Below are 19,049 nucleotides of genomic sequence, written 5' to 3' on the forward strand. Positions count from 1 at the left end.
TTCGAAGTCTTGTATCGAATTGGTCTCGATTTCAACCGCGGTTGGTTTTTGTTTGAGAAAATATTTTGCAGGTCCGGCAATCGAAAAAGGAAAGTTACCAATAGTATCATTCTGCACCAAAAGATTGCGCCAGAACATTACCTTAGTCATGAATCGCTGTTGCTGTTTGGCAAACGGTTTGAGTTGGTGATCGTTTTCCAACCGGTACATAAATCCTTTTGGATTAGGGATAATTGTTGCCAGAAACAAACATTCATTTATGTTTAAATCAACAGCTCTTTTTTGGAAATAAAACTGCGATGCTTCTCCAATACCGTAGATGTTTGGACCCCATTCTATGATATTGAAGTAGACTTCAAGCATGCGTTCCTTGGAACTGATATGATTATTTTCCAAGATATAAACCAGCAGTACTTCTTCCAGTTTTCGCGACAGTGTTTTTTCACGTGTTAAAAAAACATTTTTTATCAACTGCATACTGATAGTACTTGCGCCACGTGTAAATTTCTTGGTTTTAATATTTTTTGAAATCGATTCCTTGAATGCTTCGTTTATAAATCCGCGATGCGTAAAAAAAGAAGGGTCTTCGCTGGTAAGTACACAACTTCGCAGATGATGAGAAATCTGGCTTAAAGGAGTATAGTTGCCATTTCCCGGACCAACTAAAATTGGACGTTGTAAGGTGCCTTTATCGATAGCGCGATAAACAAATGGACCATTTAATTTGTTCAGATTGGCCTCGCCATATTTGGTAATTTTTAATCCTTCAGGTTTTAGCTTACTATCAAAAATCACTTTATTTGGTTTGTGATTATTGTACTCAAAGTTTAGTGAATAGCTAAAATTTCCCTGTGCCTGCATGCCTTCAAAATGGCGGTATAATCCGGTTGGCAAGGACGAAATAAAATCCTGTGCCCTCATTTTTGGAATCTTCAGTTTGAGCGCATAAACTTTGTCTTTCTCGTTTGTATAGGAAATATAAGGGTTGCATTTAATGTTATTCAACTGCATGGTTGATGTGCTGTCTATAGCTATAAAACGCGGACCAATAATCCAGTGATAATCAAAACGGGCATTCTTCACGACAACATCCTTAGTGGAAATTTTTTGGTGATTCACTAACAAATTTTCGATAGAGGAATAGCCATCAATATGGAGGTTTCCGTTATCCATAGCCAAATTATCCAGATTGAAATGAATGGATTTGAAGCCTGTTTTCAGGTTGAATTTTTTATCCAGATACGGAATTTTGATAGTATCATTTTTGGCATTGTAAAAGGTCAAATCCGCTTTTCTGTCTCTTGGATCAGCAAACCCGCTGATGCTCCACTGCTGTGAAAAATTATCCGAAGTAACCTGAATTATGGCGTTGAGTTTCTTTTGATTCAAAACCAATTGATTGAAACCAAAAATCACTTTATTGCCGTTGTCATTAATTTTGAAGGCAAATCCCTTTACTTGCATATCGGTCGGAACCAAATCTAATAATCTTGATGTAATCCGGTTAAGAAGCTTTGCATAATTTACTTCGGCATTTTCATCTTTCTGCTTTTTGGAATGCAGGAAAGCATCATAATTACTGCCGTTTTTGGTTTTCACCAATTGAATAAATCCTTTGTTAATTTCCAGTTTCCCCAATTGAATATTGCCGACTAACAGCTTCCAGAAGCTAACGCTGGTTTTTAATTCGTTTATATGAACCAATGTATCAGCTTGTCTTGGAACCAAAGCAATGTGTTGAAATTCCACATTGGTCAAGCCGTGAAATTCTGCTTTTCCTATGGTCAAACTACACTGATAATTTTGTTCGAGTTGTTTGTCAACCTGATGAATAACCTTGTTAAGGATTCTATTTCGAAAAGAAAAAAGCAACACTAAACCTATCAACACCATAGTGCCAAAAATTTTTAGGAGGATAATTATTTTCCGTTTTGCTTTGTTCATTTTACACTTTCAACATTTAATCCAATTCCGAGTACGTTTGGAAGATATGGTCCTTCAAAGCTATGCGAAATGGTAACTTTATATTTTCCTTTTTGGAGTTTGGTTTTTTCTTTAATTTTATAGTTAAGGTCGCAAACATCACCAGCACATTCGGCCAATTCTTTGCCGGCACTGTCTTTAATGGCTAAGTCAATAGTGATTTTTTCCTTTTCACCTGCGGGATTTTCGATGGTGAAAATTATCGGAACAGTAGTGAATTGGTAATCGTAAACATGACTGAATTTGAAGATTAAATTATATAATTGTGCATCGTCAGTTATATCAAAATCAAATGTTCTGGCATCGGCTTTTTGCCAACGATTATTTTGTCCGAAATCCACAAATTGGCTGTGATTATTTTGGTTGGAACAGGACACTAGCGTTAGCGAACTGGCGAAGCAAATTAAAACCGTAAATAAATAAAGCAATAGGAATAGTTTTGTTTTCATAAATAGTTCATTTATTTATTTTAAAACGCTTTTGTTCACTTTTATTATGTCCAAAAGGTTAGCCAAACAAATGCTCCACAACTTCTTCAATTTTGGAAACCAAAACGATTTTTATTCCCGGGAATTTGGCCGAAATTTTATTATACTTAGATACAAAGATAGTCGAAAACCCTAATTTTTCCGATTCCTGAATGCGTTGTTCTACACGATTTATGGGGCGAATTTCACCCGAAAGACCAACTTCGCCCGCAAAACAAACATCTTTGCCCACCGCAATATCTTCATTGGAAGACAAAATTGCCGCCACGACAGCCAAATCAATCGCGGGATCATCAACAGAAATTCCGCCGGTTACGTTTAGGAAAACATCTTTGGTTCCCAAACGGAAGCCAGCCCTTTTTTCCAATACGGCCAATATCATATTCAATCGTTTGGCATTATAACCTGTTGTGCTTCTTTGCGGTGTTCCGTAAACTGCTGTGGAAACCAAAGCCTGAATTTCTATCATCAACGGCCGCATTCCTTCCAATGTTGAGGCAATGGCTGTTCCCGAAAGTTCTTCTTCTCTGTGTGAAATTAATATTTCGGAAGGATTGGAAACTTCGCGCAAACCCGAGCCCTGCATTTCATAAATTCCCAATTCGGCAGTGGAACCAAAGCGATTTTTGAGTGAACGGAGTATTCGGTACACATGATTTCTGTCGCCTTCAAACTGTAGCACTGTATCAACCATGTGCTCCAGAATTTTTGGCCCGGCAATGTTTCCGTCTTTAGTAATGTGGCCAATAAGGATAACAGGAATATTGGTTTCTTTGGCAAATTTTATCAATTCTGCCGTGGTTTCCCTGATTTGGGAAATGCTTCCGGCTGTGGATTCAATATAGTCGGTATGTAATGTTTGTATCGAGTCAATAATGACAATATCAGGTTCAGTTTCCACAATGTGGCGGAAGATATTTTGTGTTTTGGTTTCGGTTAGAATGTAGCAATTATCACTATTTGGATTGATACGTTCTGCTCGCATCTTGATTTGTTTCTGACTTTCCTCACCCGAAACATATAAGGTTTTATAGGGTAACTTTAAGGAAATCTGCAACAGCAATGTGCTTTTTCCAATACCTGGCTCTCCGCCCAAAAGTATCAAGGAACCAGGAACTATTCCACCACCAAGAACGCGATTAAATTCGCTGTCAGTACTGTCCATGCGCACTTCCTGAGTGGAATCAATTTCTTTTATCCGCAGTGGTTTTGAAACTCTTTTAGAGTCGGTGCTTGAAGGTTTCCAGCTGGTTTTTTCTTCCTTTTGAATAATTTCTTCGGCAATGGTGTTCCATTCTTTGCACGAATTGCATTGGCCTTGCCATTTGGCATATTGTGCTCCGCAATTTTGACAAAAAAAAGTCGTTTTTACTTTAGACATTATTCCTTTTTTTTCTCTTCTGTTGGTGCGTCAGTTGGTGGCGCATCGGTTGGAGTATCTGTTGGCGGTGTTTCCTCCACAGCAGGTTCGGTTTTTCCGTTTTTCCCCTTTTTAGGCAACAACTTTTTTATTTCGTCAGCTCTTTCAACCATCATATCCTTGGTTAAATCCCCTATTTCTTCGCGTTGAAAAGCGCTCATGTAGGATTTAACCGCTTTTGCATTTTCACCTGTTTTTTCATACATCTGACCCATTTCATAATCGGCAAGCATTGATTTTGGATAGTTCTTTTTTGCTAACTGTGCCAATTTATCAAATTCATTGTAGGCTTTGTTTTTCAGGATTGCTGCTTCTATTGCTTTGAAATCGTTTAAACGAATAGGCAGTTTTAAAGCAAAAGACTTTTCAATGACCTCATATTTTTGAGCCAAATAATCTACGTATCCTGAAGGCAGCACAGCGATTTTTTCATTAAATTCTGTGGTTGAAATTGGTTGGTAAACGGCAAATATTTGGTACAAAGCACTTGGAATAGAATTCAAAACCAAGGAGTAATGCGAAGCGCCTTTAAAATCATCAAATCTATAATTGAGTGTTGGTTTATTGATTTTTTTGGCCACTTCGTCCAATGCAATAATTCGGTTACGCATTTTTTTTAAATCCCCATCGCCTGAAGAATGATAGTAAAAAATGGGTTTTTGAATAGTGGCTAATCTGTCCGGAATTTGCTCTTCCATTCCTTTTGGAAGTTCCGGACTCATTGAAATATAGGCGTCAAAAACGGGAATGTCTTTGTAGAGATAACAATTTAAAAAACCTGCGGTTGTGTCTAATCCGGCAATCATTTTAAACGGCGCTGTTCTGTATTTTTTTTCTATGTATGGTAACAACTCCATGCCAATAAATTCAAAGAAATCTGCCCCTTTTTCGGTTGGTAAACCAGTACTTTCGTCAACAGCACAATCGGTCTCGCGTTCGTTATTTTTATTTTGGGTAATTCCAACAATAATAACTTCGGGCAAATCATCCCAATAGTTACCATAACTTAACGCACCCTGAAAAGCATCAAACAAAAAATCGCCATCCAATAATACTAAAACAGGATATTTTTGGTTCGGATGTTTTTCGTATGATGGCGGTAAACCAATAGTGATTTCCCGGTCTTCATTTAGCCTTTTAGATGCTATGGTATCGGTTATTTTTTGGGAAAAAACAGCATTGGAACAAATGAAAAGTAATAACAGAATGGTCTTTTTCATGACAGTAGGATTAGTTTTAAACAGCAGTTTTATATTGACTAGCAATATAACAAAATTATTTGTTTCTATTTAAAACCGGAAGCAAAACATAGGAAATCAATCCGAGAAGAATTGCCAAAATTGTTTGTGATGTCCAAACTAGCCATCCAAAAGCGGCACCGATATCTTTTGTTATTCCGTAAAGGGAAAAGATTAACGCGATGGAAAAGGGATAGGCGCCCAATCCACCATTAGAAAAACCTACAGCCAGGCTGCCAAAAATGAATCCCATAATTACGATGTCAAAACTGATTTTTGAAGTTTCCGGCAGTGCAAAAACGGCGACATAAAACATCATTAAATAAGAAAACCAGATAAAAAACGAATGAAAAAGGTATTTCCATTTGTCTTTCATTTTATAAACGGTAGTAATCCCTTCTACCAATCCGGATAATTTCTGTTTTAATTTTAAGATTATTTCCCATTCGGCATAAATCCAAATCAGGATAAAAACCAAGAGCAAAACTACGCCAACGCAGCCGGTAATAATTATTGATTGTAACGATACGTGCTGGCTCAAAAGGAATTGATAAATTTGGTCAAACTGAGAAACAAAACCAATAAAAACAAAGAGGAAGAATATAAGTAAATCCACAATCCTTTCGGCAACTATAGTTCCAAATGCCTTATCAAAAGGAACATCTTCATATTTTTTTAATAAAGCAGCACGCGAAATTTCGCCCGAACGCGGAACCGTCAGATTGACTAAATATGCGACACAAACCGTAAAAAAATTATTAAAAAACTTAGTTTGATAACCCAAATGGTTTAATGCAAACTTCCAGCGATAAGCCCTTGACCAATAGCCAACGCAGGCAATCATTAAGGACAATAAAATATAATAGTAATTTGCCTTTTCAAAACTGATTTTTATCTTCCGAATTTCATCGGAAGTCAGAGTGGTGAATTGATAGTATATGATTCCGATTCCTATTAAAAGAGGGATGAGAATGGTTAGCAATTTACCGATTTGTTTTTTCAAGAGATACTAGGTCAGGGAATTATTTGTTTCGTTTGGGAAAATCAACCAGGGTTTGAAGTTTTTTGCTACTTCAAAATCCATTAGGGCATAAGACATAATGATGACAATATCGTCTTTGAGGACTTTTCTGGCGGCAGGGCCATTTAGGTTAATTACACCTGAATTTTTGATGCCTTTGATAACATAGGTGTCGAAACGTTCACCATTATTAACATTAACAACGGAGACTTTTTCACCTTCAATAAGGTTTGCCGCGTCCATTAAGGTTTCGTCAATGGTGATGCTGCCAATATAATTTAAATCGGCGCCGGTAATTTTTACTCGGTGAATCTTCGATTTTATTACTTCTATCTGCATGGCGCAAAAGTAAATTAATTTAATGAAACCGTATCAATCAATCTGATTTTGTTAACAAAAACGGCGATGAAGGCGCGATATTTTTTTGCTCTATTTTTTCTTATGCAAGGCAGCAAGGTTGCTTCGTCGGCAATCTGAAAATATTCAAGTTCAAAGTTGGGATGTTTTTGGAATTCCTTGATTACAAATTCGGTGATTTCCTTAACTGATTTTGAAGCGAACAGATTTTTAGTCTGGAAAATCGTTTGATAGATGATTGCCGCCTCTTTCCGCTCGGCATCTGACAATCTTTCGTTACGCGAACTCATAGCCAGGCCATTTTTTTCTCTGTAAATTGGGCAACCGACAACAGTAACAGGCATTTTTGTTTTTTCAACCATTTTTTTTACAATTTGTAATTGCTGAAAATCTTTTTCGCCAAAGTAGGCATTGCTTGGTTTTATTATCTCGAAGAGTCGTTTTACGATAGTCCCAACTCCGTCAAAATGCCCGGGACGAAATTTGCCTTCCATTTGATTTTCCAAACCGTCAAAATTGAAAGGTGTAGAAACCGTTTTGCCTTCATAAATATCATCAACGCTAGGTGCAAACACGAGAATCTCATTAGAAATGCTCTTTATTTTTTCGATATCTTTTTCTAACGTTTTTGGATATTTAGTTAAATCTTCAACATTGTTGAATTGCGTTGGATTGACAAAAATACTGATGACGGTGACGCTATTATTTTTTAAAGATTCTTTGAGTAAAGAAAGATGCCCTTCGTGAAGTGCACCCATCGTTGGCACAAAACCAATAGAAGTTTCTTTGTTTGAAACAGAATTGAGATGGGAAACTAACTCGTTTTGAGTGTTAAAAAGAAGCATTGGCTTTCAGTAAATGAGTTGCAAACTTACCATTTTCATAAATAACTGCATAAAATTTTGTACTTTTGCCTGTTTTTTATTGCCAATAAATAAAGTAGATTAGATTATGGAAGATAAGAGGATATTGTATGTATCATCTGAAGTGGTGCCGTATTTGGCTGAAAATGAGGTTTCTTTACTGTCGTATGATGTCCCCAAAATGATAAATGACCAAGGCGGACAGATTAGAATTTTTATGCCAAGATATGGTAATATTAATGAAAGAAGACATCAATTACATGAAGTAATCCGTTTGTCGGGAATGAATTTAGTGGTTAATGATTTGGATATGCCTCTGATTATTAAGGTAGCCTCAATTCCAAAAGAAAGAATTCAGGTATATTTTATAGATAACGATGAATATTTCAAAAGAAAAGCCACTTTCACCGATGAAGATGGTGTGTTATATCCTGATAACGATGAAAGAGCTATTTTCTTCGCGAAAGGTGTTGTTGAAACTGTTAAGAAATTAAACTGGGTTCCGGATATTATCCATGTTCATGGCTGGCTGGCAAGTTTATTGCCTATTTATATGAAGCATTATTATAAAGATGAAGCTTTGTTTTCTGAAACAAAAATTGTTACGTCCGTCTATAGCCAATCTTTTGATGGTACTTTGGACACCGAAATGATTAACAAAATAATATTTGACGGCATTCCTCACGATGCCATTCAGGAATTAGAATTGCCTAATTATGAAAACCTTATCAAGGCAGCTGTAAATCATTCGGATGCTGTTGTTATTGCCTCTGAAAATGTATCGGCAAGTTTAACAAAATTTATAGAATCTTCAGGAAAACCTTTTTTACCTTTCGCCGCGAAAGACAAGATTACCGAGGCATATACGACCTTTTACAAAGCTATGCTTTCTTAAAAAACAGATAATTTTATGTACAAAAAATCATTTTTACGCCCAATTTTAATTGTTGGATTTATAACTTTAATTTTCGCATCCTGCGATAAAGATTTTAATGAATTAGGAACAGATATTGTAGGCGATGACCATTACGATTTTAAGCTTGATTCACTATCAACAGTAAAAGTATACAATCAAAAAATAGGACCAATAGCTTCAAATAATTTGCCTATAAATCCGCTTGGTTTTTATTCAAACCCTGCTTTTGGAGATACACATGCTAACTTTGTAACACAGTTAGAACTTTCGAGCCTTCATCCGGTTTTTAATAACACCGTTCCTGCTGATTACGTTGACCTACCGGTTATAGACAGCGTAATTTTGGATATTCCTTATTTTAAGAAGTTTTTGAATAAAAACGCGACCACGGAAGTGAGTACTTTCAGGTTGGATTCTATTTATGGAGAAACTCCATATGATCAAACTCCTCTCACAATTAATTCAAAGTTTAAGTTGAGCGTTTATCAATCTAATTATTATTTAAGGGATTTGGACCCTAACCAATCTTTAGTTGAACAACAATTGTTTTATACGGATGAAAATAATCTTATAGATATTAATAAGTCAGTTTTGTTAAATAATGCCCCTCTTACAGATCCTCTTTCAGGTATAGAAGGAACACACAATGCTGATGGACGTGAAAATGAGCAATTTTATTTCGATAAAAGAGAACATAAATTAACAACCTACAAATCGGATGGTGTTACTAAGCAATATCCAAGATCCGCGCCTTCAATGCGATTGCATTTAAGAACCGATGTTTTTTATGATAAAATTTTAAATGCCCCAAGCGGCCAATTGGATAATGATGGGCTATTTAAAAATTATTTCCGTGGAATTTATTTTAAAACTGAAAATGGAAATCCCGGCAATATGGCGATGATTAATTTTAAAGCGGGAAAAATAACAATATATTACAAAGAAGATAAAATCACCCCTGACAATCCGACTACAACTACAGTAAATGAATACAAAAAAGAAAGACCCAGCAAAACATTCGCGTTAAATCTTAGGGGAAACACTATAAGTTTGCTGCAAAATTCTAATGAAAATATTGATTATTTGAATGCTGCCAATAGTTCACAGGAAGCATCCCGAATTTATTTAAAAGGAGGCGAAGGCGCAATGGCCATTATAGATTTGTTTGGCTCAGTTGATACAAATGGATATACACTGAATCCTGCTTTTAATGAAAATCGTCCCGTTAGTGCAACCAATCTTAAATACATTGTCAATACCACTCCAAACGGAATCTCAGATGAGATTGATAATATTAAAATCAATGGATGGTTAATCAATGAGGCCAACCTTACATTTCATATTGACAACAGTAAAATGAGGAATTCAAATCCGGATTTAGATAAAAAAATCTTTGAACCTGGCCGTATTTATCTTTATGATTTAACCAATAAAAAACCAATTATTGATTATTTGTATGACTTTAATTCTAACGGTCTTTATCCAAAATTTAACAAAGCTATTTTTGGAGGATCTCTTGCGGACTCCAAAGGAATTTTTGTAAAACAGATAAGAGGGTCCGATGGCTTTATATCAAATAAAGGAAGTAAATACAAAATCAGAATTACAAACTACGTTAGGAATTTAGTTAAAAATGATTCTATTAATGTTCGTCTTGGATTATCAGTTACCGAAAGTATAAATGACATTGGTCTTTCTAAACTAAGAACGCCAAACAGCAACTTTAGTAGCGCACCAGCTATGTCTGTATTAAGTCAGCTGGGAACTATTTTGTATGGAACCAATATTCCTGTGGCTCAAACTCCGGAATATAAGAAAAGATTAAAACTTGAAATTTATTATACCAAACCTAATTAATATCTAAATGTTATGTGTGGAATTGTTGGCTATATCGGATTTAGAGAAGCATACCCAATTATAATAAAAGGGTTAAAAAGATTAGAATATAGAGGTTATGATAGTGCCGGAATCATGTTGTGTGATGACAAAGACCTTAAAATTTCAAAAACTAAGGGAAAAGTTTCCGATCTTGAAGAAAAAGCGGAGACTATAGCTTCTTCTAAAGCCACTATTGGAATGGGGCATACCCGTTGGGCAACCCACGGCGTCCCAAATGACATCAATTCACATCCCCATGTTTCTAATTCAGGGAACATCGTAATTATCCACAACGGAATCATAGAAAATTATGAGCCTCTAAAAAAGGAATTACTAAAAAGGGGATACACTTTTACATCAGATACAGATACAGAGGTTTTGGTAAACTTGATTGAAGATGTAAAAAAGAAAGAAAACATCAAACTGGGAAAAGCAGTTCAGATTGCCTTAAACCAAGTTGTCGGAGCCTATGCCATTTGTGTTTTTGACAAAGAAAATCCAGATGAAATCGTCGTTGCAAGGTTAGGAAGTCCAATAGCAATTGGAGTAGGAGAAGATGAATTTTTTATTGCATCCGATGCTTCTCCTTTTATTGAATATACATCAAATGCCATTTATTTAGAAGATGAGGAAATGGCTATCGTTAGATTACACAAACCATTAAAAATCAGAAAAATAAAAGATGATTCTTTAGTCGATCCATACATTCAGGAACTGCAAATGAATTTGGAGCAAATCGAAAAAGGCGGTTATGATCATTTTATGTTAAAAGAAATCTATGAGCAACCTAATGTGATTAAGGACACTTATAGAGGAAGGCTTTTGGCCAATCAAGGCATTATTCAAATGGCCGGTGTAGAAGATAATTTAGAAAAATTTCTCCATGCCGAAAGAATACTGATTGTAGCTTGCGGAACATCTTGGCACGCCGGATTAGTGGCTGAATATGTAATTGAAGAGTTTGCAAGAATACCAGTTGAGGTTGAGTATGCTTCAGAGTTTAGGTATAGAAATCCGATCATCAATAAAAATGATGTTGTAATTGCAATATCACAATCGGGAGAAACCGCCGATACTTTAGCCGCAATTAAGTTAGCCAAAGAAAAAGGCGCCTTTGTGTTTGGAGTTTGCAACGTTGTAGGTTCGTCAATTTCAAGAGAAACCAATGCTGGTGCCTACACTCATGCCGGTCCGGAAATTGGTGTAGCATCAACCAAAGCTTTTACAACACAAATCACAGTGTTAACGATGATAGCGTTGCGTCTAGCAAAAGCAAAAGGCACTTTATTAAACTCGGATTTGCAGCGTTATTTACAGGAATTAGAAGTTATTCCGGAAAAAGTAGCTGAAGCTTTGGCATCAACTAATGAAATGGCAAAAGAAATTGCCGCTAAATTTAAAGATGCAACAAACTGTTTATACCTTGGAAGAGGTTATAACTTCCCGGTTGCATTAGAAGGCGCTTTAAAACTTAAAGAGATATCATACATTCACGCCGAAGGTTATCCTGCAGCCGAAATGAAACATGGACCAATTGCCTTAATTGATGAACAAATGCCGGTAATTGTCATTGCTCCGAAACAAGGTCATTATGACAAAGTGGTAAGTAATATTCAGGAAATTAAATCAAGAAGCGGAAAAATTATTGCGATTGTCACCAAAGGCGATACACAAGTAAAAGGTTTAGCGGATCATGTTATTGAAATCCCTGAAACTTCGGATGCGTTATCACCTTTAATAACTACAATTCCATTACAATTATTATCTTATCATATTGCTGTGATGAGGAATTGCAATGTGGATCAGCCAAGAAACTTGGCAAAATCTGTTACGGTAGAATAGTTTTCAACATAAAACACTAAAAAAAGCGAGACATTGTCCCGCTTTTTTTTGCTTAAAACTTGTGATTTCTTTAATTAAAGTTTCATTTTGTATGTGTGCATAATATTTTTTTTATTAATAATGGCAAATCGTTAATAAAATCTTAAAAGACACTAATAAATAGTTATGTGGATGCTATAGTTAAAAAATTAATTATTGATAAAAACACCCGTTGTTTTTGATAATATAAAAAAAATATTTGTACTTTGGCTTCATAACCAACAAAATTATAACCAAATGAAGATTTATTTATTTATCGTTTCATTGTTTTTTTGCGGCATTACCTTTGCGCAAACTACAATATCGGGTTCGGTAAAAGACAGTAAGAACCAACCAGTTTCCGGAGCAAATGTTAAAATAACTGGCGAAAATTCGGGGACAGTAACGGGCAGTGACGGAAATTTTAGTTTAACAACCACAAAAAAGCCTCCCTTTAACATTGAAGTTTCCAGTGTAGGCTACGGCACGAAAACGGTTAGCGTTACCACAAACAATCAAAATCTGGGCATAAGCTTAAACGATGAAGAAAATCAACTTGATGAAATTGTCGTTTCGGCATCGAGAACACCTGAAAGAATTAGAGAATCCCCAGTTACCATTGAAAGATTTGGTATAAAAGATGTTAAAAAAACAGCGGCGCCATCTTTTTATGACGGATTGGAAAATTTAAAGGAAGTTCAAATGAATACTAGTAGTTTATCTTTTAAATCGATTAATACCCGTGGATTTGCAACTGTGGCAAACACACGATTCTTGCAATTGGTTGATGGAATGGACAACGCTTCTCCTTTATTGAATTTTGTTTTAGGAAACCTCATAGGAATTTCAGAAATTGATATTCAAAGTGTCGAGTTACTTCCGGGCGCATCTTCAGCTCTTTATGGAGCAAATGCATTTAACGGAATTTTATTGATGAATAGTCAAGATCCTTGGACACATCAGGGAATTACTGCTTATGTCAAATATGGTCAAACAAGCCAAAAAGCAGCAGGAACAAATAATTTTTACGATTATGGAATTAGGGTAGCCCATGCATTTGACAAGCATTTTGCCGGGAAAGCTAACTTCACTTTTATGAAAGGAACCGATTGGCATGCAACTAATTATAATGGCATTGATACAAATGGCAATGAAGTCGAAGGAGTAAATAGAAATGACCCTAGTTATAATGGTGTAAATGTATATGGTGATGAAGTTGCAATTAACCTAAAAAGCCGAAATGCTTTTGGCTCTGCAGGTTATAATCTTTTGCCAAACATAAACATTTCTAGAACAGGATATAGCGAAACAGAATTAACAGAAAGTAAGGTTAAAAATGCAAAAATCGATTTCTCACTTCACTTTAAACCATGGGCAAATGATTTTGAAATTATTTGGCAATCTAAATTTGGTTTTGGTAATTCAGTTTATCAAGGAGCCAGTAGATATAACCTCAATGGTTTTTTCATGCAGCAGCATAAAATTGAGTTAAAAGGTAAAAACTTTTTCCTTAGAGGTTATACAACCTCAGAAGATGGCGGGAAGTCTTACGATATGACATTTACTGCAATTAATATTAATAGATTATGGAAATCAGACCAACAATGGTTTGCTGATTACGGTGGAGCTTATGGAGCTGCGACTTTAGGTTTGGTTCCTGGTGTAGGAACAACTCCCGCTGAAGCACACGCTTACGCTAGAAGCAGGGCAGATACCGGAAGATTAATTCCTGGAACACAAGCATTTAAAGACGCATTCAATCAGGTAATTGCTGACCCAAGTGTACTAACAGGATCAAAATTAGTCGACAACTCAAGAATCTATCACTCAGATGTTAATTACAACTTTAAGGATTTATTTAAACCCGCAGAAATTCAGGTTGGAGGTTCTTACAGAACTTATCAATTGAATTCACACGGCAGAATTTATACCGATGCCAATAGCACTATAAATTATAATGAATATGGAGTTTACACTCAAGTTCAAAAAAAGCTTATGGATGACAGATTGAAATTAACAGGGTCGGTTCGATATGATAAAGCTAAAAATTTTGATGGTAATTTTTCCCCTCGACTTTCATTCGTTTATGCTTTAGATAAAGAGAAAAATCATAACATTCGAGGTTCATTCCAAACAGGTTTCAGAAATCCAACAACTCAGGATCAATATATTGGATTTGATATCGGAAGCAGAGTGTTGATTGGTTCCGCACCTGATAATTTAACCAGGTTTACGGAAGATTTACCGATTTCGGCCGCTGGTGGTGGTGGTACAGCAACTTTAGATGGTGACCAAGCTTATCACAATTCATTTACAAAGGATTCTTATAATGCATTCGATAATTACTACAGATCTCATTCTGTTTCTACAATCAATACAGCAGCTGCAGCTGCCTTGCTGGTAAAAGCAGATGTAAATTTAGTAAAACCAGAACAAGTGAAAGCATTTGATTTAGGATATAGAGCAAATGTTAAAGGATTCTCTTTAGACCTTAATGGATACTATAATATTTACAATGACTTTATTGGAAATGTTAATGTAATAACGCCATATTATGGAACCGCCGAAACCAGTCCAACCGATGTTACACCTACATCTGCTTCAGCTGCACTAGCCAATAGAGATTCAAGAGAATATCAACTTTATACCAATACCGACGTTGAAGTAAAATCATATGGCTTTGGTGTAGGTCTAACCAAAAAAATCTACAAGGATTTTGAATTTAGCGGAAACTATAATTATTCAGCATTTGATTTTGATAAAGCTAAGGATCCAAATTTTGAAGCAAGTTTCAACACTCCAAAACATAGGGTAAAAGGTAGCTTAAGTAACGATAAATTGTTTGGAAATTTAGGACTCTCTGTTAGTGCAAGATGGAATTCAGAATATTTATGGGAATCTTCTTTTGCCGATGGTATGATTGACGAAGCAACAGTGATTGATGTACAAGCGAACTATAATATTAAGTCATTGAAATCAATACTTAAAGTTGGTGCAACAAATATCGGCGGAAAAGAATACGGACAAGTAATAGGAGCAGGGCTAATTGGACAACAATATTTCCTTTCCTTAACTATCACGCCTTAAAATTCAACAATTAATAAATTAAAATATTATGATAAAAAATTTCAAATGGCTATTATTGGTTTCGTTAACCTTTGTAGCATGCTCAAGTGATGAAGAAGTTGTTGATCAAAATTCATCAGATGGATTGCCATTGACAGCCGGCAGCGCCGATTTTACTAAATATGTTTCAGTAGGAAATTCTTTAACGGCGGGTTATTCTGATAGCGCACTTTTTATGGAAGGGCAAAAAGGGTCCTATCCTAATTTATTATCCCAACAATTTGCTTTAGTTGGTGGTGGGGAATTCAAAATCCCTTACACAAATGATAATGTGGGAGGATTGTTATTAGGAGGATTCCAAATACAAGGGCCAAGACTTTATTTTAATGGAAGTGGACCAGCGCCCGTTACCGGAACAATTACTACCGAAATCACGAATGTTTTAACCGGACCATTCAACAATATGGGAGTTCCTGGAGCAAAAAGTTTTCACTTATTAGCAGCAGGATATGGTAATGTTGCAGGTGTTCTATCCGGACAAGCAAATCCTTATTTCGTTCGATTTGCATCTTCTCCAACTGCATCTGTCTTAGGTGATGCGGTAGCACAAAATCCAACTTTCTTCTCTTTATGGATTGGAAACAATGACGTTTTATCTTATGCAACTTCTGGTGGAACAGGTGTTAATCAATTAGGAAATCTTAATCCAGCAACTTATGGTGGGAATGATATTACCGATCCCAACGTATTTGCAAGTGTTTATAGCACATTGTTAGACGGCTTAACCGCTAACGGCGCCGGAGGTGTTGTGGCTAATATTCCCGATGTAACATCAGTTCCTTTCTTTACTACAGTTCCTACTAATCCAATACCAGGATTACCACCGGCAAGTGCTGCTCAATTAAATCAATTATTTGGCGCAATAAACCAAATAACTACTGCGTTAGGACAGCCTAGTAGATTTTCAGTTTTGGTGTCAGACGATGGAAATCCTGCTACAACTGAAAAAAATCCGTTATTAATAATAGATGAATCATTACCTAATTTAGCAACATATATTACAGGTGCACTTACCCCGGTTTTGGGAGCTCCAACGGCTGGATATTTAGGAAATTTATACGGAAGAGCAAGACATGCAAGAAATACCGTTGGTGATAGAGATTATATTTTATTAACGGCTAGAAGCGTAATTGGAACCACACAAACAGGAGCACCTTCTCCATTTAATGTTATCGGTGTTTCTAACCCTATGCAAGACGGAACGACACTAACAGCAGATGAAACGTTACAGGTAAAAACCGCAACTGATGCTTATAATACCACAATTCGGGCATTAGCAACAGCTAAAAACGTAGCTTTTGTAGACGCAAATGCAGTATTAAATCAAGTGGCAACTGTCGGAGTATTTAATGGCGGTTACACAGTAAATTCAACCTATGTAACGGGTGGCGCTTTTTCTCTAGATGGAGTTCATCCAAGTCCAAGAGGTTATTCTTTAATTGCAAATGAATTTCTAAAAGCAATAAACCTCCGATATGGTTCTAATTTTAAAGGTATGATTTTTCAGATTTCAGAATTATGTTTCCTCCGGTTTTATAGAAATTAAACAAATAGATTTATAAAAACCATCCCGCATTTTGCCGGATGGTTTTTTGTTATTACAATGATTCAAAAAATCTTCTTTTTTTCTAAAAAATTTATTGATTTTTCGATTTATAAAAATTATCTTTGCGCTCTGATAAAAAGAGGTATTTTAATAAACCTAAATAGCTATTTAATAAATACATAAAGAATGTCACAAGCAATAGGAAAAGTTTCGCAAATCATTGGCCCAGTAGTAGACGTAGTATTTGATACTAAAGATGTTGAATTACCAAAAATTTATGATTCACTAGAAATCATCAACAAAAATGGTTCAATATTAGTACTTGAAGTGCAATCCCATATTGGTGAAAACACGGTTCGTACTATCTCAATGGACTCAACAGATGGTTTGAGTAGAGGAACCGCTGTAAATGCTACGGGTGCTCCAATACAAATGCCAATCGGAGCTGATATTTACGGACGCTTGTTCAACGTAATTGGTGATGCCATTGATGGTTTAGGGAATTTGCCAAAAGATGGAGCTAATGGAATGTCAATCCATAAACAAGCACCAAAATTCGAAGATTTATCAACTTCTACAGAAGTTTTATTCACCGGAATTAAAGTAATCGATTTGATTGAGCCTTACTCAAAAGGTGGTAAAATTGGTTTGTTCGGTGGAGCCGGAGTTGGTAAAACAGTTTTGATTCAGGAATTGATTAACAATATCGCTAAAGGTCACGGTGGACTTTCTGTATTCGCAGGAGTTGGTGAAAGAACGCGTGAAGGAAATGATTTACTTCGTGAGATGTTGGAATCAGGAATTATAAAATATGGTGATGATTTCATGCACTCCATGGAAAATGGAGGATGGGATTTATCCAAAGTTGATAAACCGGGAATGAGAGAGTCTAAAGCTACTTTTGTTTTCGGACAAATGAATGAGCCACCTGGAGCGAGAGCTCGTGTCGCTTTGTCAGGACTTTCTATCGCTGAGTATTTCCGTGATGGAGCTGGTACAGATCAAGGTAAGGACGTACTTTTCTTCGTTGATAACATATTCCGTTTTACACAAGCAGGTTCTGAGGTTTCGGCTCTTTTAGGTCGTATGCCATCTGCGGTAGGTTACCAACCAACATTGGCTACAGAAATGGGCGCGATGCAGGAAAGAATTACATCTACAAACAAAGGTTCAATTACATCAGTGCAAGCGGTTTACGTTCCTGCGGATGACTTAACGGATCCGGCGCCGGCAACTACGTTTGCCCACTTAGATGCAACAACAGTATTGTCTCGTAAAATTGCGGAGCTTGGTATTTATCCTGCGGTAGATCCATTGGATTCAACGTCAAGAATCCTTACCGCTCAAATCTTAGGTGACGATCACTACAACTGCGCTCAAAGAGTAAAAGAGATACTTCAAAAATACAAGCAACTTCAGGATATCATTGCAATCCTTGGTTTGGAAGAATTATCAGAAGATGATAAGTTAGCCGTATCAAGAGCACGTAGAGTACAACGTTTCTTATCACAACCTTTCCACGTAGCGGAACAATTTACAGGTATTCCCGGAGTATTGGTTGACATTAAGGAAACTATAAAAGGATTCAACATGATTATTGATGGTGAATTAGATCACTTGCCGGAAGCTGCCTTCAACCTTAAAGGAACAATCGAAGAAGCCATCGAAGCAGGACAAAAAATGTTAGCGGAAGCATAATAGAATTACAAATTACAAATTACGAATTATCAATTTTTCGTAATTCGTAATTTCAAATTCGTAATTAATTAAATTATGATTTTAGAAATAGTATCGCCGGAAGCTACATTATTCAAAGGAGAAGTTACTTCGGTTTCTTTACCGGGTGTAACAGGTTCGTTCCAAATTCTGAACAACCACGCCCCAATAGTTTCTATTTTAAAGCACGGGGTTATCAAGATTGAAGCACCAAGTTTTGCAATCCATAAAGAAGTAGCAGCCAGGTTTACCAAAGTAAACGAGCAAAACTACCTTTTGGAAATCAATTCAGGAACTATTGAAATGAAAGACAATAAAGTAATTGTATTAGCTGACTAATACCATTCAAAATAAAAGAAAAAGCCCGACAGTAATGTTGGGCTTTTTTATTAGGAGCTAATCCAGCTTTCCACTTTATCTTTTTCTTAAAAAAGAAAAAGGATGCCGTTCCAATCTGGGCTAAAAATCATTTCACTTTTTTAAGAGATTTAATTACTAACGAAGCTAATACATAAGCTTCAATCATCAACCCTGAAATCAGCACATATTTTGAAAATTCAAAATGATAAATTTTTAACAAAGTTCCTATAATTAACAGCACCATTCCCACTACCAATAAGATAAGCTCTTTCTTCAT

The 19,049-nt window shown here is 36.0% G+C and carries 15 protein-coding genes; 7 read left to right on the plus strand and 8 right to left on the minus strand.

Translation table 11 applies throughout. From position 1 onward, the window contains the following. The 7 genes from Q0Q99_RS00605 to panC all read right to left on the minus strand — a co-directional run. The coding region (locus Q0Q99_RS00605; protein WP_293889885.1) for a transglycosylase domain-containing protein at nucleotides 1-1,944 on the minus strand (1,944 nt) is incomplete at its 3' end. Beyond that, on the minus strand, nucleotides 1,941-2,432 hold the full coding sequence (locus Q0Q99_RS00610) for a hypothetical protein (RefSeq protein ID WP_293889887.1): 492 nt from the start codon (nucleotides 2,430-2,432) through the stop codon (nucleotides 1,941-1,943). The genes Q0Q99_RS00610 and Q0Q99_RS00605, both read right to left, overlap by 4 nt. 58 nt (nucleotides 2,433-2,490) lie before the next feature. Further along, on the minus strand, nucleotides 2,491-3,852 hold the full coding sequence (gene radA / locus Q0Q99_RS00615) for a DNA repair protein RadA (protein WP_293889889.1): 1,362 nt from the start codon (nucleotides 3,850-3,852) through the stop codon (nucleotides 2,491-2,493). Beyond that, nucleotides 3,852-5,111 carry an alpha/beta hydrolase-fold protein gene (locus Q0Q99_RS00620; protein ID WP_293889891.1) on the minus strand — a complete coding sequence of 420 codons (1,260 nt, stop codon included), beginning with the start codon at nucleotides 5,109-5,111 and terminating at the stop codon, nucleotides 3,852-3,854. The genes radA and Q0Q99_RS00620 overlap by 1 nt, the downstream gene beginning before the upstream one ends. 55 nt (nucleotides 5,112-5,166) lie before the next feature. Further along, nucleotides 5,167-6,132, minus strand: coding sequence for a lysylphosphatidylglycerol synthase transmembrane domain-containing protein (locus Q0Q99_RS00625; RefSeq protein ID WP_293889893.1), 966 nt, complete (start codon nucleotides 6,130-6,132; stop codon nucleotides 5,167-5,169). Between the two features lie 6 nt (nucleotides 6,133-6,138). Beyond that, complete coding sequence (gene panD, locus Q0Q99_RS00630) at nucleotides 6,139-6,489, minus strand: aspartate 1-decarboxylase (RefSeq protein WP_293889895.1); 351 nt, start codon at nucleotides 6,487-6,489, stop codon at nucleotides 6,139-6,141. 14 nt (nucleotides 6,490-6,503) lie between these two features. Beyond that, nucleotides 6,504-7,352: a pantoate--beta-alanine ligase gene (gene panC, locus Q0Q99_RS00635; RefSeq protein ID WP_293889897.1), complete on the minus strand. Its 849-nt coding sequence runs from the start codon at nucleotides 7,350-7,352 to the stop codon at nucleotides 6,504-6,506. A gap of 106 nt (nucleotides 7,353-7,458) precedes the next feature. On the opposite strand from panC, the gene Q0Q99_RS00640 reads away from it, so the two are divergent. The 7 genes from Q0Q99_RS00640 to Q0Q99_RS00670 all read left to right on the plus strand — a co-directional run bounded on the left by Q0Q99_RS00640 (nucleotide 7,459) and on the right by Q0Q99_RS00670 (nucleotide 18,751). After that, complete coding sequence (locus Q0Q99_RS00640; protein WP_293889899.1) at nucleotides 7,459-8,265, plus strand: glycogen/starch synthase; 807 nt, start codon at nucleotides 7,459-7,461, stop codon at nucleotides 8,263-8,265. 15 nt (nucleotides 8,266-8,280) lie between these two features. Further along, nucleotides 8,281-10,143 carry a DUF4270 domain-containing protein gene (locus Q0Q99_RS00645; protein WP_293889901.1) on the plus strand — a complete coding sequence of 621 codons (1,863 nt, stop codon included), beginning with the start codon at nucleotides 8,281-8,283 and terminating at the stop codon, nucleotides 10,141-10,143. A gap of 12 nt (nucleotides 10,144-10,155) precedes the next feature. Then, a complete protein-coding gene (gene glmS / locus Q0Q99_RS00650) occupies nucleotides 10,156-12,006 on the plus strand; it encodes a glutamine--fructose-6-phosphate transaminase (isomerizing) (RefSeq protein WP_293889903.1) in 1,851 nt (616 codons plus the stop codon). A 276-nt stretch (nucleotides 12,007-12,282) separates the two neighbouring features. Further along, the gene (locus Q0Q99_RS00655) at nucleotides 12,283-15,111 is read left to right on the plus strand and encodes a TonB-dependent receptor (RefSeq protein ID WP_293889905.1); all 2,829 of its coding nucleotides are present in this window, start codon (nucleotides 12,283-12,285) and stop codon (nucleotides 15,109-15,111) included. A 28-nt stretch (nucleotides 15,112-15,139) separates the two neighbouring features. Then, nucleotides 15,140-16,696 (plus strand): G-D-S-L family lipolytic protein, encoded by a 1,557-nt coding sequence (locus Q0Q99_RS00660; protein ID WP_293889907.1) that lies wholly within the window; start codon nucleotides 15,140-15,142, stop codon nucleotides 16,694-16,696. Between the two features lie 186 nt (nucleotides 16,697-16,882). Then, nucleotides 16,883-18,394 carry a F0F1 ATP synthase subunit beta gene (gene atpD, locus Q0Q99_RS00665; protein ID WP_293889909.1) on the plus strand — a complete coding sequence of 504 codons (1,512 nt, stop codon included), beginning with the start codon at nucleotides 16,883-16,885 and terminating at the stop codon, nucleotides 18,392-18,394. A 75-nt stretch (nucleotides 18,395-18,469) separates the two neighbouring features. Further along, complete coding sequence (locus Q0Q99_RS00670) at nucleotides 18,470-18,751, plus strand: F0F1 ATP synthase subunit epsilon (protein WP_293889911.1); 282 nt, start codon at nucleotides 18,470-18,472, stop codon at nucleotides 18,749-18,751. 127 nt (nucleotides 18,752-18,878) lie between these two features. On the opposite strand, the gene Q0Q99_RS00675 is transcribed toward Q0Q99_RS00670, so the two are convergent. Further along, complete coding sequence (locus Q0Q99_RS00675) at nucleotides 18,879-19,049, minus strand: hypothetical protein (protein WP_293889913.1); 171 nt, start codon at nucleotides 19,047-19,049, stop codon at nucleotides 18,879-18,881.

The organism is Flavobacterium sp., assembly GCF_025352425.1.
Lineage (GTDB): Bacteria > Bacteroidota > Bacteroidia > Flavobacteriales > Flavobacteriaceae > Flavobacterium.